This window comes from Streptomyces sp. LUP30, from assembly GCF_001746365.1.
Lineage (GTDB): Bacteria > Actinomycetota > Actinomycetes > Streptomycetales > Streptomycetaceae > Streptomyces.
The window spans coordinates 62331-88156 of the sequence record NZ_MJAJ01000031.1; the positions used below are offsets into that span (position 1 = coordinate 62331).

Sequence of the window (25826 nt, forward strand, 5' to 3'; positions counted from 1 at the left end):
CAGTCCGGGGGGCGGGCGGATGGCCAAGCGCGAGGCAGTGTTGAGGATGTCGGTCGAGCTGCCGCTGTGGCGTGCGCTCGCCGGCTACCGGGTGCTCACCATGCTGTACGCGGTGGGCTTCTTCGCCACCGCCTACGACGGGTTCGCGCGCCCCTGGGTCGCCGTCGTCTACTACTGCGTCCTGTTCGTGTGGACCGTGGCCACGCTGCCCAGGGTCGCGAACGCGGCGAGCTGCACCAAACGCTTCCTCGCCGCCGACCTGGCCGTCGCGCTGACCGGCATCATGCTCACGACCGTCGCGGACAGCCATGCCCGCATCGAGTCGGGCGGGCCGACGCTGCCGTCGATATGGACCGCCGGCTCGGTCCTGGCGTTCGCCATCAAGGGCGGCTGGCGCTGGGCCGCGTTCGCGTCCACCGCCGTCGCGGTGACCAACCTGGTCGAGCGGGGCACGCCGGCCCGCGACACGGTGCACAACGTCGTCCTCGTATGGGTCGCCTCCATCGCCATCGGCTACGTCGTCGAGGTCGCCCGCGCCTCCGAGCGCACCCTCGCCCGCGCCCTGGAGATCGAGGCGGCGACCCGGGAACGGGAGCGCCTCGCCCGGGACATCCACGACAGCGTGCTGCAGGTGCTGGCCATGGTGCAGCGGCGCGGCGCGGTCATCGGCGGTGAGGCGGCCGAGCTGGGCCGGATGGCCGGCGAACAGGAGGTCGCCCTGCGCATGCTGGTCTCCGGCGGACTCGTGCCGATCTCCCGCGTCTCCCAGGACGCGGCCGACGGCGCCGTCGTCTACGCCGTCGACGAACCCGCGCCGGAACCGTCCGAGCGGGACGGCCCCCTCGACCTGCGCGCGCTGCTCGCCCCGTTCGCCGCCGCCCGCGTCAACCTCGCCGAGCCCGGCGCCCCGGTGATGCTGCCGGCGCCCGCCGCGAGGGAGCTGGCGGCGGCGGTCGGGGCCGCCCTGGACAACGTGCGCAGACACGCCGGCGACGACGCCCGTGCCTGGATCCTCGTCGAGGACGAGCCCGACGCGGTGATCGTCACCGTGCGGGACGACGGGCCGGGCATCCCCGAGGGGCGGCTCGCGCAGGCCGAGGGCGAGGGGCGGCTCGGCGTGGCCCAGTCGATCCGCGGCCGGCTGCGCGACCTCGGCGGCGGCGCCGAGCTGATCTCGACGCCGGGGCAGGGCACGGAGGTCGAACTGACGGTGCCGAAGGAGAAGAACGTGCAGCGGGGGAAGGCGGGATCGCGATGAGCGGGCGACAGGATCCGATCAGGGTCATGGTGGTCGACGACCACCCCATGTGGCGCGACGCGGTCGCCCGGGACCTCGCGGAGGCGGGCCTGGACGTGGTCGCCACCGCCGGCGACGGCGAGCAGGCGGTGCGCCGCGCCAAGGCCACCACGCCCGACGTGCTGGTGCTGGACCTGAACCTGCCGGTGAAGCCGGGCGTCCAGGTGTGCAAGGAGGTCGTCGCCGCCGACCCCGCCCTGCGGGTGCTCGTGCTGTCGGCGAGCGGCGAGCACGCCGACGTGCTGGAGGCGGTGAAGTCCGGCGCGACCGGCTATCTGCTGAAGTCGGCGTCCACGGAGGAACTGCTGGACGCGGTGCGCCGCACGGCCGTCGGCGACCCGGTGTTCACGCCCGGTCTGGCCGGACTGGTCCTGGGCGAGTACCGCAGGCTGGCCTCCGACCCCGGGCCCGCCGCCGGCGGCGACGAGCCGAACGCGCCCCGGCTGACCGACCGGGAGACCGAAGTGCTGCGCCTGGTCGCCAAGGGCCTGAGCTACAAGCAGATCGCCGAACGCCTCGTCATCTCCCACCGCACGGTGCAGAACCACGTCCAGAACACCCTCGGCAAGCTCCAGCTGCACAACAGGGTCGAACTGGTGCGATACGCCATTGAGCGAGGTCTCGACGACGAGTGACGGACGAGCGACACTGACCCCTCGTCAGGCAGTAACGGCGAAGGGACTCGTCCATGCGCGTCGGAGTACTGACCGGAGGCGGGGACTGCCCCGGCCTCAACGCCGTCATCAGGGCGGTCGTCCGTAAGGGCGTCCAGGAGTACGGCCATGACTTCATCGGCTTCCGCGACGGCTGGCGCGGTCCTCTGGAAGGGAGGTCGGTCCCCCTCGGTATCCCCGCCGTGCGCGGCATCCTGCCTCGCGGCGGCACGATCCTGGGATCCTCGCGGACCAACCCCCTCAAGGAGGAGGACGGCGTCCGCCGTATCAAGGACACCCTCGCCCGGCAGCGGGTGGACGCCCTCGTCACCATCGGCGGCGAGGACACCCTGGGCGTCGCCGCCCGGCTGTCCGACGAGTTCGGGGTGCCCTGCGTCGGCGTCCCGAAGACCATCGACAACGACCTGTCCGCCACCGACTACACCTTCGGCTTCGACACCGCCGTCGGCATCGCCACCGAGGCCATCGACCGGCTGCACACCACCGCCGAGTCCCATATGCGGGTCCTCGTGGTCGAGGTGATGGGCCGTCACGCGGGCTGGATCGCCCTCCACTCCGGCCTGGCGGGCGGCGCCAACGTCATCCTCATCCCCGAGCAGCGCTTCGACATCGAGCAGGTGTGCGCCTGGGTGGCCTCCCGTTTCCGGTCCTCCTACGCCCCGATCGTGGTGGTCGCCGAGGGCGCGATGCCCCGGGACGGCGACGTGGTGCTGAAGGACGGGTCGCTGGACTCCTACGGGCATGTACGGCTGTCCGGCGTCGGCGAGTGGCTCGCCAAGGAGATCGAACGACGGACCGGCAACGAGGCCCGCACGACGGTCCTCGGCCATGTCCAGCGCGGCGGTACCCCGAGCGCCTTCGACCGCTGGCTCGCCACCCGCTTCGGCCTGCACGCCGTCGACGCCGTCCACGAGGGCGACTTCGGCAGGATGGTCGCCCTGCGCGGCACGGACATCGTCCGCGTGCCGATCGCGGAGGCGACGGCCCGCCTGAAGACCGTCGACCCCGGGCTCTACGCGGAGGCGGGGGTGTTCTTCGGCTGAGCCGCTACGAGCGCAGCCGCGTCGCGTGGAGGTAGGCGACCGCCTCCCGCACCACGGCCGCGCCGTTCAGCGTCAGCACCGACTCCGGATGGAACTGCACCCCGCCGAACCCGGGCCCCCGCACGGCGTGCACCTCCCCGTTCGGGGCCCGGCTCACCTCCACCGCGCGCGCCGCGAGCGCCCGCGCGGCCTCGTCGTCGCACCGCGCCACGAAGCTGTTGTAGAAGCCGACGGTCTCGGCCCGTCCGAACAGGTCGATCACCGTCTGCGCCCCCTGGTACGGCACCTCCTTGCGGACGATGTCCAGCCCCAGCTCCGCCGCGATCAGCTCGTGCCCGAGGCAGACGCCGAGCACCCCGTGCCGGTGCTCCCGCAGCAGCCGGGCGGTGAGCTCCCGCAGGAACCGCATCTTCGGGTCGCCCGGGTCGGACGGGTCGCCGGGGCCGGGCCCCAGCACCACCGGCCCCGCGTGCGCGCGCACCGCCTCCGCGAGCCCGTCCTCGTCGTAGCGGCGCACGCTCACGTCGAGACCACTGGAGCGCAGCACATGGCCGAGCATCGCCGTGAAGGTGTCCTCGGCGTCGACGACGAGCGCGTGCCCGGTCAGCTCCCCGGTCCGCTCCTGCATCCGCAGCCAGAACGGCGCCAGCGAGGACCGCCGCCCGTCGAGCGCGGCCCGCACCCGTGGGTCGTCGGCGAGTCGCGGCCGTGCTTCCCCCTCGCGCCGTGAGGCCCCCGCGCGCACCCCGAGCGCCGCCAGCACCCCCGCGGCCTTGGCGTGCGTCTCCGCCACCTCGCCCGCCGGGTCCGACCCCCGCACCAGCGTGGCGCCGACCGGCACCCGCAGCCCTCCGGCCGCGTCGATGTCGGCGGTGCGGATGAGGATGGGGGAGTCGAGGGTCTGCGCCCCGCCCGAGTCCCGTCCCAGCAGGGCCAGCGCCCCCGCGTAGTACGCCCGCCCGCCGGCCTCGTGCCGCTCGATGACCCGGCAGGCGTTCTGCACCGGCGAGCCGGTCACGGTCGCCGCGAACATGGTCTCCTTCAGCACCTCCCGCACGTCCAGCGAGGACTTCCCCCGCAGTTCGTACTCGGTGTGCGCGAGGTGCGCCATCTCCTTCAGCCGCGGCCCGACCACCACCCCGCCCATGTCGCCGACGGTGCACATCATCTTGAGCTCCTCGTCGACGACCATCGACAGCTCCTCGATCTCCTTGCCGTCGGCGAGGAAGTCCAGCAGGCGCTCGGGCGTCGGCCCCTCGGCGGGATACCGGTACGTCCCGCTGATCGGGTTCATGACGACCGTGCCGCCGGACATCCGCACATGGACCTCGGGGCTGGCCCCCACCAGCGTCCTGTCCCCGGTGTGCACGACGAAGGTCCAGTACGCGCCGCGCTCGCCCTCCAGGAGCCGCCGGAACAGGGCCAGGGCGTCGGCCCGGGAGAATCCGGGGATCTCGCCCCGGTACGTCCGCCGGATCACGAAGTTGGCGCCCTCGCCCCGGCCGATCTCGTCCCGCAGCACCCGTTCGACGATCCGCGCGTACTCCTCGTCGTCCACGTCGAAGCCGCCGTCCTCGACGCCCACCCGGTGCCCCGGAAGCTGGTCGAGCACCGTGGGGAGCGGGATCTCGTGCCGCTCCTCGGGGATCAGCACCGTCAGCGGGGTGCCGTCGTCGCGCACCTCGAAGCCGCGCTCGCGGATCTGCCGGAAGGGGACCAGCGCCAGCCCCTCGTCGGGGAGGTCGGCCAGCCGGTCGTGGACGGCGACCGGGCCGAGGAGCAGTTCCACCAGGGTCTCGTCGCGGCCGGGCGTGCGGCGGCGCAGCAGGGCGAACGGGCGGGGGTCGGTCAGCAGGTCGAGCAGATGCATGGGGCGGGTCCTTCTCGCTGGGAGGAGCTGTCAGGAGAGGGACGGCCGGGCCCGGAAACACCGAAGGCCGCCCCTCGGGGCGGCCTTCGCGACGTTCGTGGGTACGCGCAGTCAGCGGGCCGCCGGATGAGCGGTCCACCACCAGTTCTGGGTCGAAAGCGCGAACATGCGCCGCACCCTACCCCATGCGCCCCGGGCCCACAGGTGAGCGCTCGGGTGTCTCACCTGTCGAGCCGTGCGAAAACGACTCGGCACGACCCCGTAATGTGGAGGTCGTGACCGTGAACGCTAAGACCAGCGCCAGCGCTGGCAACACCTGGCGAGACCTGCCCGCGGCGCAGCAGCCCGAGTACCCCGACACCGAGGCTCTGCGCGCAGTGATCGCGGACCTCGAGTCGTATCCGCCGCTCGTCTTCGCGGGCGAGTGCGACCAGCTGCGCGCCCGGTTGGCGGCCGTCGCCAAGGGAGAGGCGTTCCTCCTCCAGGGTGGCGACTGCGCCGAGGCTTTCGACGCGGTGTCCGCCGACCACATCCGCAACAAGCTCAAGACGCTGCTCCAGATGGGCGCCGTGCTGACGTACGCGGCCTCCGTGCCGGTCGTCAAGGTCGGCCGCATCGCCGGCCAGTACTCCAAGCCGCGCTCCAAGGGCACGGAGACACGCGACGGCGTGACCCTTCCGACGTACCGCGGCGACTCGGTCAACGGCTTCGACTTCGACGAGAAGTCCCGCGTCCCGGACCCCGAGCGGTTGAAGCGGATGTACAACGCGTCGGCCTCCACGCTCAACCTGGTGCGCGCGTTCACCACCGGCGGTTACGCCGACCTGCGCCAGGTGCACGCCTGGAACCAGGACTTCGTGAAGTCGTCCCCGTCCGGTCAGCGCTACGAGCAGCTCGCCCGCGAGATCGACAACGCGCTGAACTTCATGCACGCCTGCGGGGCCGACCCGGAGGAGTTCAAGACGGTCGAGTTCTTCTCCTCGCACGAGGCGCTGCTGCTCGACTACGAGTCCGCGCTCACCCGCGTCGACTCCCGCACCGGGCAGCTGTACGACGTCTCGGCGCACATGGTGTGGGTCGGCGAGCGCACCCGGCAGCTGGACCACGCGCACATCGAGTTCGCCTCGAGGATCCGCAACCCGATCGGCATCAAGCTCGGCCCGACGACCACGGCCGAGGAGGCGCTGCAGTACATCGAGCGTCTCGACCCCGACCGGGAGCCCGGCCGGCTGACCTTCATCGTCCGCATGGGCGCCGACAAGGTCCGCGACAAGCTGCCCGAGCTGGTCGAGAAGGTCACCGCCTCGGGCGCGACCGTGGCCTGGATCACCGACCCGATGCACGGCAACACCTACGAGGCGGCCTCGGGTCACAAGACCCGTCGCTTCGACGACGTGCTCGACGAGGTCAAGGGGTTCTTCGAGGTCCACAAGGGCCTCGGCACCCACCCGGGCGGCATCCACGTCGAGCTGACCGGTGACGATGTCACCGAGTGCGTGGGCGGCGGAGACGAGATCTTCGTCGACGACCTCCACCAGCGCTACGAGACCGCCTGCGACCCGCGTCTGAACCGCAGCCAGTCCCTGGACCTGGCGTTCCTGGTGGCGGAGATGTACCGCGACCAGTAAGCACACGCTCAAGGGCGGTGGGGCGCGGATCACACACGATCCGCGCCCCACCGCCCTTTTGCGCTCACTGGACGCCGGGTAAGGTTAGGTTAGCCTTATTGATCTCGACGGGAGGTGAACCGCGTGTACGTCTGCAGCTGCTTCGGTGTGACCGAGGCGCAGGTCCAGCGGCACGTGGACGACGGAGCGTGCACCCCCCGCCAGGTCGCCTCCGCCTGCAAGGCCGGCACCGACTGCGGCTCGTGCGTCCGCCGTATCCAGGCCATGCTCGGCAGGGGCGCCGTTCCGCGCCGCGAGCTCGCCGAGCGCGGCGAACCGGCCCTCGCCGCCTTCGAGGACGCGGCTGCGGCCTAGGGCCTCCCCGGCCGGGTCAGCTCTCCGGCTGTTCGATCAGCTGCGCGATGTACAGGGCCTCGCCGAGCTTCTCCACCAGCTCCAGCTGGGTGTCGAGGTAGTCGATGTGGTGCTCCTCGTCCGCGAGGATCGACTCGAAGATGTTCGCCGAGGTGATGTCGCCCTTCTCGCGCATCACCTTGATGCCGCGCTTGAGGCGGTCGATCGCCTCGACCTCGACCTGCCGGTCGGCCTCGAACATCTCCTTGACCGTCTGCCCGACCCGCACGTGGAAGAGCCGCTGGTAGTTCGGCAGGCCGTCCAGGAAGAGGATCCGGTCGGTGAGCACCTCGGCGTGCTTCATCTCGTCGAACGACTCGTGCCGCGTGTACTTCGCGAGCTTCGTCCAGCCGAAGTTCTCCTGCATCTTGGCGTGGAGGAAGTACTGGTTGATGGCGGTGAGCTCGCCGGTGAGCTGCTCGTTGAGGAACTCGATGACCTCGGGGTCGCCCTGCATCGCAGAGGCTCCTTCCACGTCGGGACTGCGGGGAGGTTGCCGCCGCATGATTTCACCGGCGCCGAAGATCGTCCAGTAAGTGCGTACTTAGTAAGTTAGTCCATGCTTAGCAGCAGTTGCCCGATTCGGGATATGACCGGTCATGACTGGTCATGTGCACCGTCCGGGGTCTGTCAGGATGGAGTCATGGGTCATCCGGTGGAGCGCGAATCTGGAGAAGAAGCGGTGTCCGAGCTCCCGCCGGGGCAGCGACTGCAGCGCGGCTGGCCCGTCACCCACTACGGCCCGGTGCCGAAGTTCCGGCCCGAACGCTGGGACTTCCGGGTCTTCGGCGCCACCGCCGACAGCGAGAAGCACTCCTGGAACCACGAGGAGTTCACGGCCCTTCCGTACGCCTCCGTCATGGCCGATCTGCACTGCGTGACGAAGTTCAGCATGCTCGGCGCCGAGTGGGGCGGCATCCCGGCCCGCACGATCCTCGACATCGCGCCGCCCGCGCCGAACGTCACCCATGTGATGGTGTGGGCCGAGTACGGCTTCAGCTCCAACCTGCGCCTGGCCGACTTCGTCGCCGAGCGCACGATCTTCGCCACCCACAAGGACGGCGAACTGCTCACCGCGGAACACGGCTTCCCCCTCCGGCTCGTCGTCCCGCACCTGTACGCCTGGAAGGGCCCCAAGTGGGTCCGGGGCGTCGAGTACATGACCGCCGACCGGCGCGGCTTCTGGGAAGAGCGCGGCTACCACAACGTCGGCGACCCCTGGAGGGAACAGCGCTACTCGTACCAGGAGGAGCCGGGGGACGGCCCCGAGCTCTGAACCGGCCGGAGTCTCAGCCGTCCCGGAGCTTCTTCAGCCGCTCCACGTCCGCCGCATGGCCCTCCTTGCCGCCGGGCGTCTCGATGATCAGCGGGACGCCCGCGGTCGCCGGGTGGGTCATCAGCGCCCGGAACGGGTCCTCGCCGATGTGACCCGAGCCGATGCTCTCGTGCCGGTCCTTGTGGGCGCCGACCACGTCCTTGGAGTCGTTGGCGTGGATCAGCTTCAGCCGGCCCTCGCCCACCGTGTCCACCAGCAGGTCGGGGGTCTGGTGCATGCCGGTCGGACCGGTCAGGTCGTGCCCGGCCGCGAAGACGTGGCAGGTGTCGAGGCAGACGCCCAGCCGGGGATGGGCGTCCAGCGCCTCGAAGTAGGGCCCGAAGTCCCAGGTCCGGGAGCAGAGCGAGGAGCCCTGGCCGGCGGTGGACTCCAGCAGCAGGAACGGGTCGTCGTCGTGGGTGAGCTCGTCCAGCAGCGGCAGCAGATGCTCGCGCACCTGCTTCAGCGCGACCGACCGGTCGCGTCCCCCGGTCGCGCTGCCCGTGTGCACGACCACGCCCAGGGCCCCGATCGCCCGTGCGCGGCGCAGCGAGTGCCGCATCGACTCCACCAACCTCTCCACCGTCGCCTCGGTGTGCGAGCCGAAGTTGATGAGGTAGGGGGCGTGCACGTAGGCCGGGACCGACTCCGCCGCGCACCGCTCCCGGAACGCCTCGTCCTGCCGGGGGTTCCCGACGGGCGTGGCCCAGCCGCGCGGGTTGGCGACGAACACCTGGACCGTCTCGGCCCGCAGATCGTGCGCATACGACATGCCCACGTCGTGCAGGCCGCCGGCCACGGGGACATGGCTGCCGACGGGATTACGGGAGGGGAAGGGGGCTGCGGAACTCACCCGTTCAGGGTGTCACGCCCGCCGGCCGCGCCGGTCACCGGATGGTGATCGTGATCGTGGACCCCTTGGGCGCCGTGTCGCCGGCCTTCACGGACTGCTTCTTCACCGTGTCACCGAAGAGCCCGAGCAGTCCTCGGTCCTCCTCGACCTCGAACCCGGACTGCTTCAGCAGCGACTTGGCGTCGTCGACGCTCGCACCCACCACGTCCGGGACCTCGACCATCTCCGGGCCCTTGGACAGCGTCAGCGTCACCGTGGCGCCGGCCGCGAGCCGGCCGCCCTCCTCGGGCGTCTGCGCCGCGACCTTCCCCTTGTCGAACTCGGAGTTCACCTGCTGCGCGGCGATCTTCACCTTCAGGCCGGCCTCCTGCAGCTCGGCCCGGGCGTCGGTCAGGTCGTCGCCGGTGACGTCGGGGACGTCGACCGGGCTGCCCTTGCTCACGACGATCGAGACCGCGGCGCCCGCGCGGCGCTGCACGCCCGCCTTGGGGTCGGTGCCGATCACCGCGCCCCGGTCGACGTCGTCGCTGAACTCCTCGGTGACCAGGCCCGGTTCCAGGCCGCCGTCCTCGAGCGACGCCTCGGCCTCTTTCAGCCGCGAGCCCCGCACGTCAGGCACCTTCACCATCGCGGGGCCGTCGGAGACGGTGAGCGTCACCGCGTCGTGCTTGCGGATCCGGGCGCCCGGCGCGGGGTCGGTGTCCAGGACGGTGCCCCGCTTGACGGTGTCGCTGTGCTGGTGCTCGACCTTGCCCACCTTCAGCCCGGCCGCCTCCAGCCGCTGCCTGGCCTGTGCCTCCTTCTGCGTCAGCACCGCCGGGACCTTGGTGAACTGGCCGGAGTTGATGTACCAGACGCCCGCGCCGACGCCCAGCACCAGCAGCACGGCGGCGACGAGCGCGAGCACCCCGCGCCGCGGCCGTGCGAAGCGGCGCCGGGGCGGCGGGGGCGGCGGGCTCTGCAACCGGGAGGTGCGGTGAACCGCGACCCCGTCGTCGTCCCCGTCGATCGGCAGCCGTCGCGGCACCGTGAGCGAGCGCGGGATCACGCTGGTGCGGTCCTCCGCGATGTCGTGACCGGCGGTGACGGCCTGCGGGGGCAGCGCGTCCAGCTGCTCCTCGCTGAGCGCCCCGTGCGCCTCCCGCGCCTCGCCGAGCAGCGCGACGGCGTCGGGCGGCCGCAGGCCGGGTGTGCGGGCGGTGGCGACGGCGACCAGCTCGTCCAGAGCGAGCGGCAGGCCCGGGACGACGGCCGACGGCGGCGGAACGTCCTCGTGGAGGTGCTTGTAGAGCACGATCGCGGGGGAGTCCCCGTCGTGCGGCTTCTCGCCGGTGAGCATCTCGTAGAGCACGACCCCGCAGGCGTAGACGTCGACCCGGGGGTCGGCCGCGCCGGGCTGCTCGATCTGCTCGGGGGCGAGATAGGCGACGGTGCCGAGCACCGCGCCGGTGGTGCTGGTGACGGTGTCCACGGATCGCACGAGCCCGAAGTCGGCGACCTTCACCCGCCCGTCGTCCCCTATCAGCACGTTCTCGGGCTTCATGTCCCGGTGCACGAACCCCGCCCGGTGCGCGGCGCCCAGCGCCGCGAGCACGGGCTCGAGGATGTCGAGCGCGGCCCTCGGCTGGAGTGCCCCCCGCTCGCGCAGCACGTCACGCAGCGTGCAGCCGGCGATGTACTCCATGGCGAGATAGACGTACGACCCGTCCGCGCCTTGATCGAACACCTGTACGACGTTCGGGTGGGCGAGACGGGCGACGGACTTCGCCTCCCGGATGAACCGCTCGACGAACGCGCCGTCGGCGGCGAGCGCCGGATGCATCACCTTGAGGGCGAGCACGCGGTCGAGGCGGGTGTCCACGGCCCGGTAGACCGTGGCCATCCCGCCGACCGCGATCCGCGCCTCGACGCGGTACCGGCCGTCGAGCACCTGCCCGACCAGAGGGTCCTGAAGGGTCGTGTCCACGCAGGTGAGTGTACGAGCCGCCGCTGACACCTCGCCGGTCCCGCCGGGATCGCAGCCCTACTGCAGCCGACCTGTGACGCGTGTCGCGGGACACGGACGTCACGCGCGCGGGTCAGAACGCCGGACGCTCAGGGTCCAGCGCGGCCAGGCCCGCGACGGGGGACGAGGCCTGCGCGAACCAGCGGCGCGGGATGCGGCCCGCCAGCCGGGCCAGCCGGCCCGCCTCGACGCCGGCCCGCATGGCGGACGCCATCCGTTCGGGGTCCTGCGCCCGGGTCACCGCCGACGCCAGCATCACCCCCGCGCACCCCAGCTCCATCGCCAGCGCCACGTCCGACGCCGTGCCCGCCCCCGCGTCCAGGATCACCGGCACGCGCGCGTGCTCCACGATCAGCTGGAAGTTGTGCGGGTTGCGGATGCCCAGGCCGGAGCCGATCGGGGACCCCAGCGGCATGACCGCGGCGCATCCGACGTCCTCCAGTCTGCGCGCCAGCACGGGATCGTCGTTGGTGTAGGGCAGCACCGTGAAACCGTCGTCCACCAGCGTCTCCGCCGCGTCCAGCAGCTCGACGGGATCCGGCAGCAGCGTCCGCTCGTCGGCGATGACCTCCAGCTTGACCAGATCCGTCCCGAGCGCCTCCCTGGCCAGCCGGGCCGTCAGCACGGCCTCGCCGGCCGTGAAGCATCCCGCCGTGTTGGGCAGCACCCGGATGCCCAGCCGCTCCAGCACGGACAGCACCGAGCCGTGCACCGAGGGGTCCACCCGGCGCATCGCGACCGTCGTCAGCTCGGTCCCGGACGCGACCAGCGCCCGTTCCAGCACGTCCAGGCTGGGGGCGCCCCCCGTGCCCATGATCAGCCGCGAGGAGAAGGTCACGCCCCCGAGGACGAAGGAATCGTCGGCCATGGCTCAACCCCCCTGGACCGCGGTGAGGACTTCCACGCGGTCGCCGTCGCGCAGAGGGGTGGAGGGCCACTGCGCACGCGGCACGACGGTCTCGTTGAGCGCGGCGGCCACCCCGGAGGGCGCCGGCGTCAGGGACCGCACGACGCTGTCGAGAGCGGTGCCGGGAGCGAACTCCCGCCGCTCGCCGTTGACCGAGACGTTCAGGCGGGTGCTCAGGGTGCTCATGCGGGCTGCTCCGAGAGTGCGGCGACGCCGAAGCGCCGCGGTGTGAAGGGACGGGCCTCGTCGGGGAGCTCCCCGGTGGCCAGGACCTGTGCCATCGCGTCGCCGGTCACCGGCGTCAGGAGCACGCCGTTGCGGTAGTGCCCGGTCGCCAGCGACAGCCCCGCCAGCCCGGTCGGACCGAGCAGCGGCGCGTTGTCCGGGGACGCGGGACGCAGCCCCGCGCGCGTCTCGGTGAGCGGCAGCTCGGTGATCCCGGGGACCAGCTCATGGGCGTCGCGCAGCAGCTCGTACACGCCCCCCGCGGTCACCGTCGTGTCCCAGCCCAGCTCCTCGCTGGTCGCGCCGACCACCAGCTCGCCGTTCTCCCGCGGCACCAGGTAGACCTCGCTGCCGCGCACCACGGCCCGCACGGTGCGGCTCAGGAAGGGCGCGTACCGCTGCGGCACGGTCAGCCGCAGCACCTGTCCCTTGACGGGCCGCACGGGCGGCACCACGTCCTGCGGGACCCCCGCGAGCCGCCCGCTCAGGCTGCCGCCGGCGAGCACCACCTGCCCCGCCGCCAGCGTCGTTCCCTCTCGGGTGACGACTCCCGCGGCCCGCTCGCCCAGCACGGTCAGCCGCTCCGCCCAGGCCCGGCGGAAGACCACGCCCGCCCGCTCGCACGCGCTCACCAGGGCCCGTGCCAGCCGCCGTGGGTCGACCTGGTGGTCGCCGTCCACCCGGAGCCCGCCGCGCACCCCCGGCGCGAGCATCGGTTCCAGACGCCGGCACTCCCGCCCGGACAGCCATTCCGACTCCAGCCCCGACTGCCGCTGCAGCGCGTGCAGTTCACGCAGATGGGCCCGGTCGTCGGCGTCCAGCGCCACCGCCAGCGTGCCGCACCGTCGGTAACCGAGGTCCTGCCCGGTCAGTTCCGTGAGCTCGGCCGCGAAGTCCGGGTAGCGCCGGGCCGAGGCCAGATTGAGGCCGAGCAGCGTCTGTTCGCCGTGATGCAGTTCCGTGACGGCGGCCAGCATCCCGGCGGCGACCCGGGCGGCCCCGCCGCCCGGGTCCGGGTCCACCACCGCCGTGGCCAGGCCGCGCTGCGCGGCCCGCCAGGCCGTGACCAGCCCGATGATCCCGCCCCCGATGACGAGGACGTCTGACGTACGCGGAGACGACATGGGCGTCCAGCCCCTCCCTTCGCCGGCATGACCCGGATCAGGTTCGTACGGTCGGAGGCCGCCAGCCTCCCTCTCAGCCCGGTGCGTCCGGGCTCCCGCGAGTGCTCTACGGTGGCCACCCTAGCCCGCCGCCGCACACCCCAGTAAGGGAGCCTCCGCGCATGGCCCGGTCACTGGACGGCCTCGTCCTAGCCCCCGTAGCCGACCAGGCGCCCGGACAGGTGGGCGTCCGCACCCGCTTCGCGTACCACGAGCGGGACGGGGTGATCTGGGCCGACTACTCGGGCGGCGACGTCGTACGAGGGCATCTGCTGGGTACCCGGGAGGGAGACCGGCTCGACTTCCGGTACGTCCAGCTCAAGCACGACGGGACGACGTCCTCGGGGCACTGCGTGTCCACGGTCGTCGACCTGTCCGACGGTCGGGTGCGCCTCGACGAGAGCTGGGAGTGGGAGTCGCAGCCCGGCAGCGGTACGAGCGTCGTGGAGCAGCTCCCGGACGGAACGGACGGCACGGACGCTGTGCACGGCACGGACGGTGTGGAGCAGGTCACGGAGCACGACGGCTGACTGACTGATCGTCAGTTGTCTAAGGTGATCAGGTGAGCGAGCAGAGGCAGGAAGAAGGCAGGCCGGGCGGGCGCCGCGTGGTGATCGTCGGCGCGGGCATGGCCGGGGTGCAGACCGCGGTGGCCCTGCGCGAACAGGGCTTCGACGGCCGGGTGACGCTGATAGGCGCCGAACCCCATCAGCCCTACGACCGACCGCCGCTGTCCAAGGCCGTGCTGCTCGGCAAGGCCGAGGGATCCGCCCTGGACGTCGACTTCGACAGCCTCGGCATCGAGCTGGAACTCGGCCGCGAGGTCCTCGGCCTGCGACCGGCCGACCACGAGCTCGACACCGAGCGCGGACCCGTCCCGTACGACGTGCTCGTCCTCGCCACCGGCGCCGAGCCGATCCGGCTGCCCGGCGCTGAGGGCGTGCCCGGCGTGCACCTGCTGCGCACCCTGGACGACGCCGAACGCCTGCGGCCGGTGCTCGCCGGCCGGCACGACGTGGTGGTCGTCGGCGCGGGCTGGATCGGCGCGGAGTTCGCCACGGCCGCGCGCGAGGCCGGCTGCGAGGTCACCGTCGTCGAGGCCGCCGACCGGCCGCTGGCGGGCGCGCTTCCCGCCGAGGTCGCCGCTCCGATGGCCGCCTGGTACGCCGACAGCGGCATCGCTCTGCGCACCCGCGCCCGGGTGGAGCGCGTCGAGCCCGGCGCGGTGGTCCTCGACGACGGCTCGCGGCTGCCCGCCGACGCCGTCGTGGTCGGCATCGGCGCCCGCCCCGCCACCGCCTGGCTGGCCGGCTCCGGCATCGAGCTCGGCGCGCACGGCGAGATCGTGGCCGACGCCGCTCTGCGCACCTCCCGGCCGGACGTGTACGCGGTCGGCGACTGCGCCTCCTTCCCGTCCGGCCGGTACGGCGAGCGGCTGCTCGTCCACCACTGGGACAACGCGCTCCAGGGGCCGCGCACGGTCGCGGCGAACATCGTCGGCGCGGCGACGGACGAACCCGCGGCCGTCTACGACCCCGTCCCGTACTTCTGGTCCGAGCAGTTCGGCCGCTTCGTCCAGTACGCCGGACACCACGCGGACGCGGACAGCACCGTGTGGCGCGGCGACCCCTCCGGGCCGGCATGGACGGTCTGCTGGCTGCGCGAGGACCGTCTGATCGCTCTGCTGGCCGTGGGACGGCCCCGCGATCTCGCCCAGGGCAGACGGCTGATCGAGGCGGGCACGGCCATGAACCCACGGCTCCTCGCGGACCCGGCGAGGCCGCTGAAGGCCGCGACCGCCTGAGCCCGGGCGGCCCGGTCGGACCGGCCCGGCTTCCGAGTGTCAGTGGCAGATGGCAGGCTTGTTCCCGTGACCGAGATTGACGCAAAGACCGATGCTCTCGTCCCCGCCTGGCTCACCGTGCCCGACATCGCGGAGATGCTCGATGTGGACGTGATCCGCGTCCGACAGCTGATCAAGGACGGCCAGCTCATCGCCGTGCGCCGTGGTGAGAACCGCGCGCTGCACGTCCCCGCCGCCTTCATCGACGGGGACAAGGTGGTGAAGGGCCTGGTCGGGACCCTGACCCTGCTGCGGGACGACGGCTTCAAGGACGAAGAGATGCTGGAGTGGCTCTTCACCCCGGACCCGAGCCTGCCCGGCACGCCGGCCCAGGCCCTGAGTGAGAACCGCGGCACGGAGGTGAAGCGCCGCGCCCAGGCGCTCGCCGTCTGACCTGCGGATTCGAATCGACACCCGGCGTACGGGGGCGCACCCGGCCCCCGTGCGCCACCACCCTGGGGGACCTCGTATGCCCGACACCGCCCGTCCGTCCCTGTCCGCCGCACGGCTGTACCTGTGCACGGACGCCCGTACCCGCCAGGGCGACCTCCCGGAGTTCCTCGACGCCGTCCTCGCGGGCGGCGTCGACATCGTCCAGCTGCGGGACAAGGGCATGGAGGCGGCCGAGGAGCTGGAGCACCTGAGGGTGTTCGCGGACGCCTGCGCCCGGCACGGCAAACTGCTCGCGGTCAACGACCGCGCGGACGTGGCCCACGCAGCCGGGGCCGACGTGCTCCATCTCGGTCAGGGCGACCTGCCCGTCCCCGCCGCCCGCGCGATCCTGGGCGACCGCGTCCTCGTGGGCCGCTCCACGCACTCGGCGGCGGAGGCGGAGGCCGCCGCCGTCCAGGAGGGCGTGGACTACTTCTGCACCGGTCCGTGCTGGCCCACCCCCACCAAGCCCGGCCGCCACGCGCCCGGCCTCGACCTGGTGCGTCACACGGCGTCCCTCGGCGTCGACCGCCCCTGGTTCGCCATCGGCGGCATCGACCTCGGCAACCTCGACGAGGTGCTGGCGGCGGGCGCCCGCCGGGTCGTCGTGGTCCGGGCGATCACACAGGCGGACGATCCGGGCGCCGCGGCGGCGGAGTTCGCCAAGCGGCTCAGCGAGGGGTAGCCCGGCCCCGTCCCGGCGCCCGGTCCATCGGTCTCCCGGCTGCCCGGTCCACCGGTCTGCCGGCCGCCCTGGGTCTGCGACCGTGCCGTCCTCGTACGATTGTCCAAGGGGTGGACAACAACCCGACAATCCGGGCAAATTTCCCGCATCCGGTTGGGTGACCGCCCACCCCTGGCTAACCTGCCGGTATGGCCCTAGGAACCGCATCCACCAGGACGGACCGCGCGCGCACCGTGCGCGACATCCTGGCGACCGGCAAGACGACGTACTCGTTCGAGTTCTACGCGCCGAAGACGCCGAAGGGTGAGCGGAGCCTGTGGGACGCCCTGCGCAGGGTCGAGGCGGTCGCCCCCGACTTCGTCTCGGTGACCTACGGCGCCGGCGGGTCCACCCGTGCCACCACGGTCAAGGAGACCCAGCAGATCGTCGTCGACACCACTCTGACGCCGGTCGCGCACCTCACCGCCGTGGACCACTCCGTCGCCGAGCTGCGCAACATCATCGGCCAGTACGCCGACGCCGGCATCCGCAACATGCTGGCCGTGCGCGGTGACCCGCCCGGCGACCCGATGGGTCCCTGGGTGCCGCACCCCCAGGGCCTCACGTACGCCGCCGAACTCGTCCGGCTCATCAAGGAGTCCGGCGACTTCTGCGTGGGCGTCGCCGCCTTCCCCGAGATGCACCCGCGCTCCGACGAGTGGGACCTGGACGTGTCGCACTTCGTCGACAAGTGCCGGGCCGGCGCCGACTACGCCATCACGCAGATGTTCTTCGAGCCCGAGTCCTATCTGCGGCTGCGCGACCGGGTCGCCGCGGCCGGCTGTGTGACTCCGGTCATCCCGGAGGTCCTTCCGGTGACGAGTGTGAAGATGCTGGAACGCCTGCCCAAGCTCAGCAACGCCCGCTTCCCGGCCGCCCTGAAAGAGCGGATCCTCACAGCCAAAGACGATCCGGTCGCTGTACGCTCCATTGGCATCGACTTCGCCACGGAGTTCTGCGCTCGGCTGCTGGCCGAGGGAGTGCCCGGACTGCACTTCATCACGCTCAACAACTCCACGGCGACGCTGGAAATCCACGAGAACCTGGGCCTGCACCATCCCCCGCAGGCCTAGACCGGTCGCACCCGGATACGACACACTGCGTAGCGGCCACTGGGAGAGGGGCGTACATGGGCTGGACGGTCCTCTACATCGCATTCGGCGTCGTCGCGCTGTGGCTGCTCGGCGAGGTTCTGCTGCAGTACAAGGCCCGGCTGCGCTGGCGGCTGCTGGCCTTCGTCGGTTTCCTCGGCGTCGTCCTCGGCGTCCTGATCCCGTCGGTCGTCGTCATCGCCCTGGGCGCGGCGGCCTTCGCGGTCGGCCAGACCTACGTCACCCTGTCGTTCCGCCGCGGCTTCGCGGAGGGCTGGGCCGTCCGCCGCACGGACACGGAGGGCGACGACGCCCCCGTCACCAAGCGTCGCCGCGGCAAGGCCGAGCGACAGGACCCGGCCCTCGAGGTCTCGGGTCCGGAGCCGACCGAGGCGGGCTTCGACTCCGGCGCGCCCCACGGCGACGACGTCGCCTTCGGCGGCCAGGACAAGAACGCCTACGGAGACGACGACTTCGACCGCGACGACGTCTTCACCCCCGCATCCCGCTCCTTCGACCCGACGGCCGCCGGGGCCGCCTCGGTCTACGAGCCGCAGCCCCTGCCCGACGACACCGGCTCCTACGGCATATACAGCGACACCGCGTACACGGGCGCGAACGGCCAGGGCCAGTCCCAGGGACAGCCCCAGGACCAGTACGCCACGGCCGCCCAGGGCGCGGACCAGAACTACGGCTACGACACCTACGCCGGGTACCACCAGCAGCAGTACGGCTACGACGCCACGGGCGAGCAGCAGTACGCCGCCTACTCCGACCCGTACATCGGCACCCAGACCTACGGCGGCGGCTCCTACGACGCCGGCTACGGCCAGCAGCAGTACGGGCAACAGGGCTATGGGCAGGATCAGTACGGCACGGGCGGCTACGGGGAGACCCCGGCCGGAGGGGTCTGGGTCCCGCAGCAGCGCAACACCGACGACGCGCTGGGCGGCGAACTCCCGCCCGAGCAGCAGTACCCGTACCAGGGCGACGGGCAACAGCCCGGCCAGGGCAACGGATACGACGAGCAGTATCGGTTCTGACGGCCGCGTTCGTCCCGGCGTCCGTCCCCTTCCGCGCCCGACCGGCCGTCACGGCCTCACCGTGAGCCGCGGAACTCCGGCCCCTCCACGATCAGTCCGGACACCAGCGTGCCCGACATGCCCGCGTGCGGCAGACCGCCGCCCGGGTGCGACCAGCCGCCGACGGTGAACAGGCCTTGCAGAGCGGTGGAGTTGGCGGGATGCAGCAGTCGCCCCCCGGCCGCGGCCAGCGCGGGCGCGGGGACGGCCCCGCCCATGGCGCCGGTCTCCCGCGCGATGTCGGCAGGGGTGCGCACCTCGTGCCACAGGACGCGCTCGCGCAGCCCGGGCACAGCACGCTCGGCGACGGCGAGCAACGCCTCCACGCTCGCGTCGGACGCCTGCACGCCGACGGGGACGACGGCACTCAGCGTGACCGCCTCATGGTCGCCGTCGGGCGTCAGCCGGCCGTCGTCGGGGCGCAGCACGGTGACCGTCGGCCGGGCCGGCACGGACGGGGTCGCACCGAAGAGGCTCTCCAACTCCGCCTCCCGGTCCGGCGCGTGCACCACCGTCCGGTGCGCCACGCCCTGCGGCCGGGGACCGCGCAGCGCCAGCAGCACGGTCAGCCGGCTGGACAGCCCCCGCTGAGTCGCGACCTCGCCCTCGCCCCGGGCGGCAAGGCCCCCGAAGCCGCCGGGCGCCAGAACGAAGTCCGCCTCCGCCACCGTGCCGTCGGCCAGCTCGACGCCCGCCGCGCGGCCGTCCTTGTCCAGGATCCGCGCGACCTCGGCGCCGAAGACGAACTCGACCCGGCGGGCCAGACAGCGCTCGTACACCGCGCGGGCCAGCTCCCGCAGCCCCCCGCGCACGTACCACGTGCCGAAGGCATGCTCCATGTAGGGCAGGACGGCCGCGCTCGCCGGGGTGGCCCGGGGATCCAGGCCGTACGCGAGCGCGTGGCCCTCCAGCAGCGCGGCGAGCCGGGGATCACGCAGCTCCCAGGCGCCGACCTCGGCCAGGGTGGCCGCCTGACGGGCGCGCAGCAGACGCCTGTGGGGGACCGCCGGATAGGGCTCGCGGTCGGCGAGGACCGACCAGTTCGGCCACAGCGGCTCCTCCAGGAGCGGGCGCCGGGTGCGGTCCCAGGCCTCGCGGGCGCGCACCAGGAAGTCGCCCCAGCGCTGCCCGGCCCGCGCGCCGAGCGCTTCGTCCAGCGCGGAGACGACGCCCGCGCGTGAGGCGTTCGGCAGGGACACCTCGGCTCCGTCCGCGAACACGTGCCGTGCGGACGGGTCGACCTGGACCAGCTCGACGCAGGACTCCAGCGGCTCCTTGCCGGTCTTGACGAACAGGTCGCGGTAGACGGCGGGCAGCGGGAGCAGCGTCGGACCGGTGTCGAACACGAACCCGTCCCGCTCGAAGCGGCGCACCGCTCCGCCGTACGTCTGCGTCCGCTCGTACACCGTCACCCGGTGGCCCGCCACGGCCAGCCGGGCGGCCGCCGTCAGCGCGCCCATCCCGGCGCCGATCACCGCAATCCCTGCCATGCCCGTGACTGTATCGGCCGCCACCGACAGTGACGTGATCAGGCCGGGGGCGGCGGCCACGGGGGCGCGCCGAGCCGGCGTTCCTCGCGCCGTTGCGCCCTGCGCCGCAGGAACCTGCGGATCCGCGAGACGAGGAAGTACAGGGCCAGCAGCCCGGTCAGCAGCAGGGCCCCCGCGACGACCGATGCCGCCACCGGGTGGAAGACCGCGAACGTGACGATCCCGGCGACCCCGAGATCCTCCGCCAGGCTCACGACGATGTTGCTGAACGGCTCCGGGGAGGTGTTGACCGCCATCCGGGCGCCCGCCTTCACGGCATGGCTGGCCAGCGCCGTCGAACCGCCGAGAGCCGCCGCGGCCGCGTCGGAGAGCGAACCGCTCTGCCCGGCGAGCAGCGCGCCGACCCAGGCGCCGGCCACCGGCCGCACCACGGTGTGCGCCATGTCCCACGCCGAGTCCACGTACGGGATCTTGTCGGCGACGGCCTCGCACAGGAACAGGACCGCCGCGACGGCGAGCACCTCGGGGCGCTGCAACGTCTGCGGGACGTCGTCGCTCACGCCGGTCGCGCCGAAGACGCCGAGCAGGAGCACCACCGCATAGGCGTTGACGCCGCTGGCCCAGCCGCTGGTGAACACGAGAGGGAGTACGGACACGGACGCGATCGTAACCAGTGGGCGGCCCGGCGTCCTGGGGATGAGCGCGCAGGCCTGAGTACCCGTACTCATGGGAGGAGTTGAGTACGCGCGCGGATGGGGCGCGACCTGCGCGGACGGGAGAGTGGAGGCACGGAGAAGGGGCGCGGCTCCGGTACCGGCGACACGGGGCGCCGGAACGGAGCGGCCCTCGATCCGCTCCTTCCGCCGGCCGACAGGCCCGGCGGGAGCGAGACACGGGGGGAGCCCCGGGGGAACGACCGCACGGGGGAACGACGGGGGGAACGGGGGGAACGGGGGGAACGGGGAGCACGCGGAAGCGCCGGTCCGGGACGGCCCACGGGGGACGTGGCCGTCACGGACCGGCGCTTCCGCGTGCCCGCGCGCGGGCGGCCCGTGAGGGCGCCCACGCGCGGCGTCGCGCTAGCGGCGACCGCTCACCCGCCCCTGCAACAGCCGGGACAGCGCGGAGTGGACGTCGTCCAGGGACCGCTCGGGCTGGAAGGCCTGCCAGTCCAGGGCGGCCACCAGCACCATGCCGACGAGCGCGGCCGCGGTCAGCTGCACGTCGATCTCGGCGCTGAACTCGCCGTTGTCCACGCCCTCGCGCAGCACTCCCTCGACGACGGCCACCGCCTCCTGCCGCACGACCATGAGCGTGGACTGCCAGGCCCGGTTGGTGCGCCACAGCTCGGCCACGTACAGCTGCGTGAAGGACGGGTAGCGGTCGATGAAGACCAGGCCGGCGCGGATCATCGCGTCCAGTGCGTCGACCTTGCTTCCGCCTTTTCGCGCCGTGTCCTCGGCCGCCTCCCGCAGCGAGGCGGTGAGCAGGCCCACGCCGTGCCGTAGCAGCTCCTCGAAGAGGACCGACTTGCTCGCGAAGTTGTAGTAGACCGTGCCCTTGGCCACGCCGGCGCGTTCGGCGATCTCGTCCACGGTGGTGGCGGAGAAGCCCTGCTCGGCGATGAGGGTGACGGCCGCCTCGTAGAGCTTCTGCCGGGTGGCCTCGCGGCGGGTGCGGCCGCCCGGGGCGGTGCTGCTTTCCATGGTCCTGATTGTCACAGCAACGCGGCCCCCCTCACGCCCGATCGTCACAGGCTCAGCTCCGGGTGCAGTCGGTCCAGGGTCCACACCTGGCGGCGGTGCGCCGACAGGGCGGTCAGCGCCAGGGCGCCCGCGGTGAACGCGGCGAGCACCGCGCAGGCCTGCCACACCGGCCCCAGACCACCGCCGCTGATGAGCCTCCTGAGCGCCTCGACGACGTAACTCATCGGCAGGTACGGGTGGACGGCGTTGAAGAACCCGGGGCTGGTCTGCACCGGATAGGTGCCGCCTGCGGACGTCAGCTGCAGCATCAGCAGCGCCAGGACGAGGATCCGGCCCGCCGCTCCGAAGCGTGCGTTCAGCCACTGCACGAGAGCCGCGAAGCATGCCGCGACCAGGAACAGGAAGCCCACGGTGCCGGCCGCCCGGACCATCTCCAGGCCGATCGCCCAGTGCAGCACGGCCATCAGCGCCGTCGTCTGCAGCACTCCGACCGCGACCACCGGCAGCCAGCCCGCCAGCGCGATCCGCCACGCCGGGGCGCCGGCGGCGAGCGCGCGCCGGTTCATGGGCGCGATCAGCATGTACGCCACCATCGCGCCCACCCACAGCGACAACGGGATGAAGTACGGGGCGAAACCGGTGCCGTAGTTGGGGGCCTTGTGCTGGTCGTGGGAGGCGAGCTGGACCGGGTCGGCCATGACGGCGGTGCGCGCGTCGCGCTCCCGGGCGTCGTAGTCGGGGATCCGTCCGGCGCCGTCGTGCAGGCCGTCGGCGAGCTTGCCGGATCCGTCGGACAGCTTGAACATGCCGCCGTTGAGGTCCTGGGCGCCCGTCTCCAGTTTGCCGACGCCCGCGTCCAGGTTCTCGGAGCCCGCCTTGGCCGTGCCGAGCGCGGTGTTGATCTTCTTGGCGCCCTTGGCGACCTTCGCGGCCCCGGTGTTCAGCGCGTTGACCTTGGCCACGGCGTCGTCGAGGTCCTCGGACAGATGCGGGGCGTCCTCGGCGAGGGACTGCGCCTGCTTCTGCAGGGTGGTGAGGTTCGTGCGGAGCGTCTTCAGGTCGCCGTCCTGGTCGGCGACGAGGGTGTTGACGTCGTCGGCGACCTTCGCCACGTCGGCGGCCGCGTCCTTGGCCTTCTTCAGATCGGCGCACGCGGGATCGGGCAGCACCGGCGTCTCACAGCGCGCCTCGTACACGGCGGCGAGCGTGTCCGAGGCCGTGTGGGCGCCGGTGGCGGCCACCGGGGCGGCCTTCACCAGGGTTTCCAGGTTGTCGTGGATCACCTTCGAGGAGTCCGCGACCAGTCGGGCGGTGTCACCGATGGTCTTCTCATGGGTCTTGACGAACGGCCCGAGGGCGTCGGCCACCCCGTTGACCTTGTCGGCGAGCTTCTGGGTGCCGTCCGCGACCTTCTGGGACCCGTCCTGGAGACTGTCGGCGCCCGTGTCGAGCTTCTTCAGCCCCTTCACCAGCTTGCCGCTGCCGTCCTTGGCGTCGCCCAGACCGTCCGCGAGGTCCTTGGAGCCCTGCTCGGCCTTCCCGATGCCGCCGTTGAGGTCGTCGGCGCCGTCGGCGGCCTTCGCCGTCGCGCCGTGGATGTCGGAGAACGAGACGAAGATCTTGTCCAGGAAGGTCCGCGAGGCCTTCGTGGACGCGGCCCTGCGCACCTCGCTGAAGACCGTGCGCGAGATCTGCCCGACGATGTAGTTGTTCGCGTCGTTCGTGCGCACCTGGAGGGCGCTCGTCTCGGGGGCGTCGCCCGAGCTGGAGGCGATCCGCCGGCTGAAGTCGGCCGGCATGGTGAGCGACAGGTAGTACCTGCCGTCCTCCACGCCCGCGCGTGCCTCGGCGGAGCTCACCTCGTGCCAGTCGAAGACCTTGCTGTCCCGCAGGTTCTCGGTGATGTCGTCCCCGGCGGTGATCTTCTTGCCCCCGGCGGTCGCCCCCCGGTCGTCGTTGACCAGCGCCACCGGGATGCGGTCGAGCCGGCCGTAGGGGTCCCAGAAGGACCACAGGTACAGGGCGCCGTACAGCAGGGGCAGCAGCAGGAGCGCGACGAGGGCGGCCCGCGGGAGCCTGCCCCGGCCGAAGCGCCTGAGCTCAAGCGCGGCGAGTCTCGGCGAACGCATCGGGCTCCTCCTCTTCCTCTTCCTCCGGGTCGGATTCCGGGTCGGATTCCGGGCCGGCTTCCGGTGCGGTTTCCGGCGCGGTTTCCGGCGCGGCGTGCGGTCCCGCGTCCGGTCCGGCTTCCTGTTCGTCCTGAGGGGCGGGTTCCGCACCGTCGCGCGGTCCGGCTTCCTTCCCGCCTCCGGCTTCGCCCTGCGGGCCCGCTCGCCGGTCGCCCTCCGGGCCGGCCGGCCGGTCGCCGCTCGGAACGGCGTCCGCGCCGGTGGTGACCGTGACGGCCCCCTGGGGAGCCTCGGCGCACACCGCCAGGACCGTCGTCCCCGCCTCGGCGAGTGACCCGAGCAGTGCCCAGACCTCCGCCCGTTCGGCCTGCGTCAGCTTCAGGTCGACGTCGTCGACGCCGAGCAGCCGGGGCCGTCCGATGAGCGCCAACGCCACCGACAGCCGCAGCGCCTCGATCCGCTCCAGGTCGCGCACGGCCGTCCGCGAGCCCTTGGGCAGGGCCTCGCGGTCGAGTCCGGCGGCGGCGAGCGCGGCGTCGATCCGGTGCTCCGCCTCGGCCGCCCGGTCCGCGCGCGGCCGCACCAGGTCGCGCAGGGAGCCGCCGAACCGCCGCTGCAGCAGCGCCCGTTCGCGCAGATGCTCCTCCACGGTCAGGGCAGGTTCGAGATCGGTCACACCGGGTACGTGCGCGAGTGCGGCGATGCGACGCACGGCCGCCAGTTGCTTGGGCAGCCGTGCCCCGCCCACGGTCGCCGTCCCCTCGGTGGCCTTCATCCGCCCGGTGAGGGCGAGCAGCAGGCTCGTGCGACCGGAGCCCGAGGGCCCTTCGATCGCGATCAGCGAGCCGGGCTCCGCATCGACGGCGACGTCGCGGAACGCCCAGCCGCGAGGGCCTCGGAGACCGAGGCCGTCGGCTGTGACACCGACTCCGTCCACTGGTTCCCCCCTGGATCCACTGTTTTTGAACTGACTGGTCAGTGCAAAAACTAGCCCGAACCTTCGATCGAAGCAAAAGCCCAGGTCGGAACGGATTGTCAGTGGCATACCGCACGATGGGGGCATACGGCAGCCCGTATCGGACGTGCCGTCACACGACGACAGGAGGTTCGTCATGGCCACCTACCACGCAGCCGCCGCACAACGGCGCCGCGCCACCGGCCCTGCCCCCTCACTGACCGGCCCCGCGAGCGATGTGCACCCCGTGCTGCGCCGCACCACGGCCCCGCCCGCCGCCCTCGACCTGCTCGCCCAGGCCCGCGCCGGGCTGGACGAGGCGGCCGTCCTCGAAACCCCCAACGAGCGCTACGCCACAGCTCATCTGGCAGCTCTGCGCACCGCGGCCGCCGTGCTCGCCGCCCGGGGCCGCCCGGAGCCCTCGCCCCGCCGCCGGGCCCGTATCCGCAGCGCCTGGGAGGTGCTTCCCGAGATAGCGCCCGAACTCACCGAGTGGAGCGCGCTGTTCGCCTCCGGAGCCCGGCGCCGCGCCCGGGCCGAGGCCGGTATCCAGGGCGCGGCCAACCGCCGGGACGCCGACGACCTGATACGCGACGTGGCGATGTTCCTGCGTCTCGTCGAGCGGATGCTGGTGCTCCAGCCGGTCCTGCCGCAGCCGCGTCAGGACGAGGGCGACCCGGGCGGCCGGGGAGCGGGCCGCGACCTCCCGGACGCGGGCTGACATGGTCCCGCGTCCCTGCTCACGTCCGTCGGCCGGGCCCGCCGGGCCGGCCTTTCGGCGAGGTCCGCCGATGCGCTGTGCCGCCGGGGTACGCGTCCGTGACCGGCCGAGGCGGCGCAGGCCGGTCGCGTGACCGGCAGGACGCCGGAGGCAATAGGGTGGAAGGCGCCTGAAGCCTTCCCTCCGTCCGTCCGCCCGCGCGCCGGTCCGGACCAGCTCGGGGAGGCAGCCCGTTCGCTCCGCCGCGCAAGAGGCGGTGCCGCGCCGAGGAGTCAACTGC

General features: G+C 72.6%; 25 protein-coding genes, 1 pseudogene and 1 riboswitch. Of the genes and pseudogenes, 13 read left to right on the forward strand and 13 right to left on the reverse strand.

The window, feature by feature from the left end:
- Positions 1-19 precede the first annotated feature (19 nt).
- The 3 genes from macS to BG482_RS24330 are packed head-to-tail and all read left to right on the forward strand — an operon-like array spanning position 20 to position 3014.
- A complete protein-coding gene (gene macS / locus BG482_RS24320; RefSeq protein ID WP_069771246.1) occupies positions 20-1258 on the forward strand; it encodes a MacS family sensor histidine kinase in 1239 nt (412 codons plus the stop codon).
- Positions 1255-1932, forward strand: coding sequence for a response regulator transcription factor (locus BG482_RS24325; protein ID WP_069771247.1), 678 nt, complete (start codon positions 1255-1257; stop codon positions 1930-1932). Before macS ends, BG482_RS24325 begins: the two co-directional genes overlap by 4 nt.
- A 53-nt stretch (positions 1933-1985) precedes the next feature.
- A complete protein-coding gene (locus tag BG482_RS24330; protein WP_069771248.1) occupies positions 1986-3014 on the forward strand; it encodes a 6-phosphofructokinase in 1029 nt (342 codons plus the stop codon).
- Positions 3015-3018: 4 nt separating this feature from the next.
- Here BG482_RS24330 and BG482_RS24335 read toward each other — a convergent pair whose 3' ends face one another.
- Together BG482_RS24335 and BG482_RS46210 are read right to left on the reverse strand one after the other, a co-directional pair.
- Positions 3019-4884: an anthranilate synthase family protein gene (locus tag BG482_RS24335; RefSeq protein WP_069771249.1), complete on the reverse strand. Its 1866-nt coding sequence runs from the start codon at positions 4882-4884 to the stop codon at positions 3019-3021.
- A 111-nt stretch (positions 4885-4995) separates the two neighbouring features.
- Entirely contained in the window at positions 4996-5052 is a 57-nt protein-coding gene (locus BG482_RS46210) for a trp operon leader peptide (protein ID WP_350818382.1), read from the reverse strand.
- Positions 5053-5159: 107 nt separating this feature from the next.
- Between BG482_RS46210 and BG482_RS24340 the strand changes: the two genes are divergently transcribed.
- A complete protein-coding gene (locus tag BG482_RS24340) occupies positions 5160-6512 on the forward strand; it encodes a class II 3-deoxy-7-phosphoheptulonate synthase (RefSeq protein WP_069771276.1) in 1353 nt (450 codons plus the stop codon).
- 114 nt (positions 6513-6626) lie between these two features.
- Positions 6627-6866: a bacterioferritin-associated ferredoxin gene (locus BG482_RS24345; protein ID WP_069771250.1), complete on the forward strand. Its 240-nt coding sequence runs from the start codon at positions 6627-6629 to the stop codon at positions 6864-6866.
- Between the two features lie 16 nt (positions 6867-6882).
- Here the strand turns inward: BG482_RS24345 and bfr are convergent, their stop codons facing one another.
- Positions 6883-7362: a bacterioferritin gene (gene bfr / locus BG482_RS24350; protein WP_069771251.1), complete on the reverse strand. Its 480-nt coding sequence runs from the start codon at positions 7360-7362 to the stop codon at positions 6883-6885.
- A gap of 186 nt (positions 7363-7548) precedes the next feature.
- On the opposite strand from bfr, the gene BG482_RS24355 reads away from it, so the two are divergent.
- Positions 7549-8181 (forward strand): sulfite oxidase-like oxidoreductase, encoded by a 633-nt coding sequence (locus tag BG482_RS24355; RefSeq protein WP_069771252.1) that lies wholly within the window; start codon positions 7549-7551, stop codon positions 8179-8181.
- A 13-nt stretch (positions 8182-8194) separates the two neighbouring features.
- Here the strand turns inward: BG482_RS24355 and BG482_RS24360 are convergent, their stop codons facing one another.
- From BG482_RS24360 to thiO, 5 genes are all read right to left on the reverse strand, one after another.
- Positions 8195-9073 carry a deoxyribonuclease IV gene (locus BG482_RS24360; protein WP_079142081.1) on the reverse strand — a complete coding sequence of 293 codons (879 nt, stop codon included), beginning with the start codon at positions 9071-9073 and terminating at the stop codon, positions 8195-8197.
- Between the two features lie 34 nt (positions 9074-9107).
- On the reverse strand, positions 9108-11039 hold the full coding sequence (gene pknB / locus BG482_RS24365) for a Stk1 family PASTA domain-containing Ser/Thr kinase (protein WP_069771254.1): 1932 nt from the start codon (positions 11037-11039) through the stop codon (positions 9108-9110).
- 112 nt (positions 11040-11151) lie between these two features.
- Complete coding sequence (locus tag BG482_RS24370) at positions 11152-11946, reverse strand: thiazole synthase (RefSeq protein WP_069771255.1); 795 nt, start codon at positions 11944-11946, stop codon at positions 11152-11154.
- A gap of 3 nt (positions 11947-11949) precedes the next feature.
- The gene (gene thiS, locus BG482_RS24375) at positions 11950-12150 is read right to left on the reverse strand and encodes a sulfur carrier protein ThiS (RefSeq protein ID WP_069771277.1); all 201 of its coding nucleotides are present in this window, start codon (positions 12148-12150) and stop codon (positions 11950-11952) included.
- Between the two features lie 17 nt (positions 12151-12167).
- Positions 12168-13334 carry a glycine oxidase ThiO gene (gene thiO / locus BG482_RS24380; RefSeq protein ID WP_069771278.1) on the reverse strand — a complete coding sequence of 389 codons (1167 nt, stop codon included), beginning with the start codon at positions 13332-13334 and terminating at the stop codon, positions 12168-12170.
- Positions 13332-13443, reverse strand: a riboswitch (TPP riboswitch). (Overlaps the previous gene by 3 nt.)
- Before the next feature lie 52 nt (positions 13444-13495).
- On the opposite strand from thiO, the pseudogene BG482_RS24385 reads away from it, so the two are divergent.
- The 6 genes and pseudogenes from BG482_RS24385 to BG482_RS24410 form a co-directional block, all read left to right on the forward strand.
- Positions 13496-13828, forward strand: a pseudogene (locus tag BG482_RS24385) (hypothetical protein); the annotation flags it as partial.
- Between the two features lie 107 nt (positions 13829-13935).
- On the forward strand, positions 13936-15177 hold the full coding sequence (locus tag BG482_RS24390; protein ID WP_079142083.1) for an FAD-dependent oxidoreductase: 1242 nt from the start codon (positions 13936-13938) through the stop codon (positions 15175-15177).
- A gap of 66 nt (positions 15178-15243) precedes the next feature.
- Complete coding sequence (locus BG482_RS24395) at positions 15244-15609, forward strand: Rv2175c family DNA-binding protein (RefSeq protein WP_057580009.1); 366 nt, start codon at positions 15244-15246, stop codon at positions 15607-15609.
- 76 nt (positions 15610-15685) lie between these two features.
- Positions 15686-16333 (forward strand): thiamine phosphate synthase, encoded by a 648-nt coding sequence (gene thiE / locus BG482_RS24400; protein ID WP_069771258.1) that lies wholly within the window; start codon positions 15686-15688, stop codon positions 16331-16333.
- Positions 16334-16521: 188 nt separating this feature from the next.
- A complete protein-coding gene (metF, locus tag BG482_RS24405) occupies positions 16522-17445 on the forward strand; it encodes a methylenetetrahydrofolate reductase [NAD(P)H] (protein ID WP_069771259.1) in 924 nt (307 codons plus the stop codon).
- Positions 17446-17501: 56 nt separating this feature from the next.
- Positions 17502-18506 (forward strand): hypothetical protein, encoded by a 1005-nt coding sequence (locus BG482_RS24410; protein WP_069771260.1) that lies wholly within the window; start codon positions 17502-17504, stop codon positions 18504-18506.
- A gap of 56 nt (positions 18507-18562) precedes the next feature.
- On the opposite strand, the gene BG482_RS24415 is transcribed toward BG482_RS24410, so the two are convergent.
- The 5 genes from BG482_RS24415 to BG482_RS24435 form a co-directional block, all read right to left on the reverse strand.
- Positions 18563-20035: an NAD(P)/FAD-dependent oxidoreductase gene (locus BG482_RS24415; RefSeq protein ID WP_069771279.1), complete on the reverse strand. Its 1473-nt coding sequence runs from the start codon at positions 20033-20035 to the stop codon at positions 18563-18565.
- A gap of 38 nt (positions 20036-20073) precedes the next feature.
- Positions 20074-20691 (reverse strand): DUF4126 domain-containing protein, encoded by a 618-nt coding sequence (locus BG482_RS24420; RefSeq protein WP_069771261.1) that lies wholly within the window; start codon positions 20689-20691, stop codon positions 20074-20076.
- Positions 20692-21114: 423 nt separating this feature from the next.
- Complete coding sequence (locus tag BG482_RS24425; RefSeq protein WP_069771262.1) at positions 21115-21741, reverse strand: TetR/AcrR family transcriptional regulator; 627 nt, start codon at positions 21739-21741, stop codon at positions 21115-21117.
- A gap of 44 nt (positions 21742-21785) precedes the next feature.
- Complete coding sequence (locus BG482_RS24430; protein ID WP_069771263.1) at positions 21786-23870, reverse strand: YhgE/Pip domain-containing protein; 2085 nt, start codon at positions 23868-23870, stop codon at positions 21786-21788.
- Positions 23842-24807 (reverse strand): ATP-binding cassette domain-containing protein, encoded by a 966-nt coding sequence (locus BG482_RS24435; protein ID WP_069771264.1) that lies wholly within the window; start codon positions 24805-24807, stop codon positions 23842-23844. The genes BG482_RS24430 and BG482_RS24435 overlap by 29 nt, the downstream gene beginning before the upstream one ends.
- A 175-nt stretch (positions 24808-24982) precedes the next feature.
- Between BG482_RS24435 and BG482_RS24440 the strand changes: the two genes are divergently transcribed.
- Positions 24983-25546: an SAV_6107 family HEPN domain-containing protein gene (locus BG482_RS24440; protein WP_069771265.1), complete on the forward strand. Its 564-nt coding sequence runs from the start codon at positions 24983-24985 to the stop codon at positions 25544-25546.
- Positions 25547-25826 lie beyond the last annotated feature (280 nt).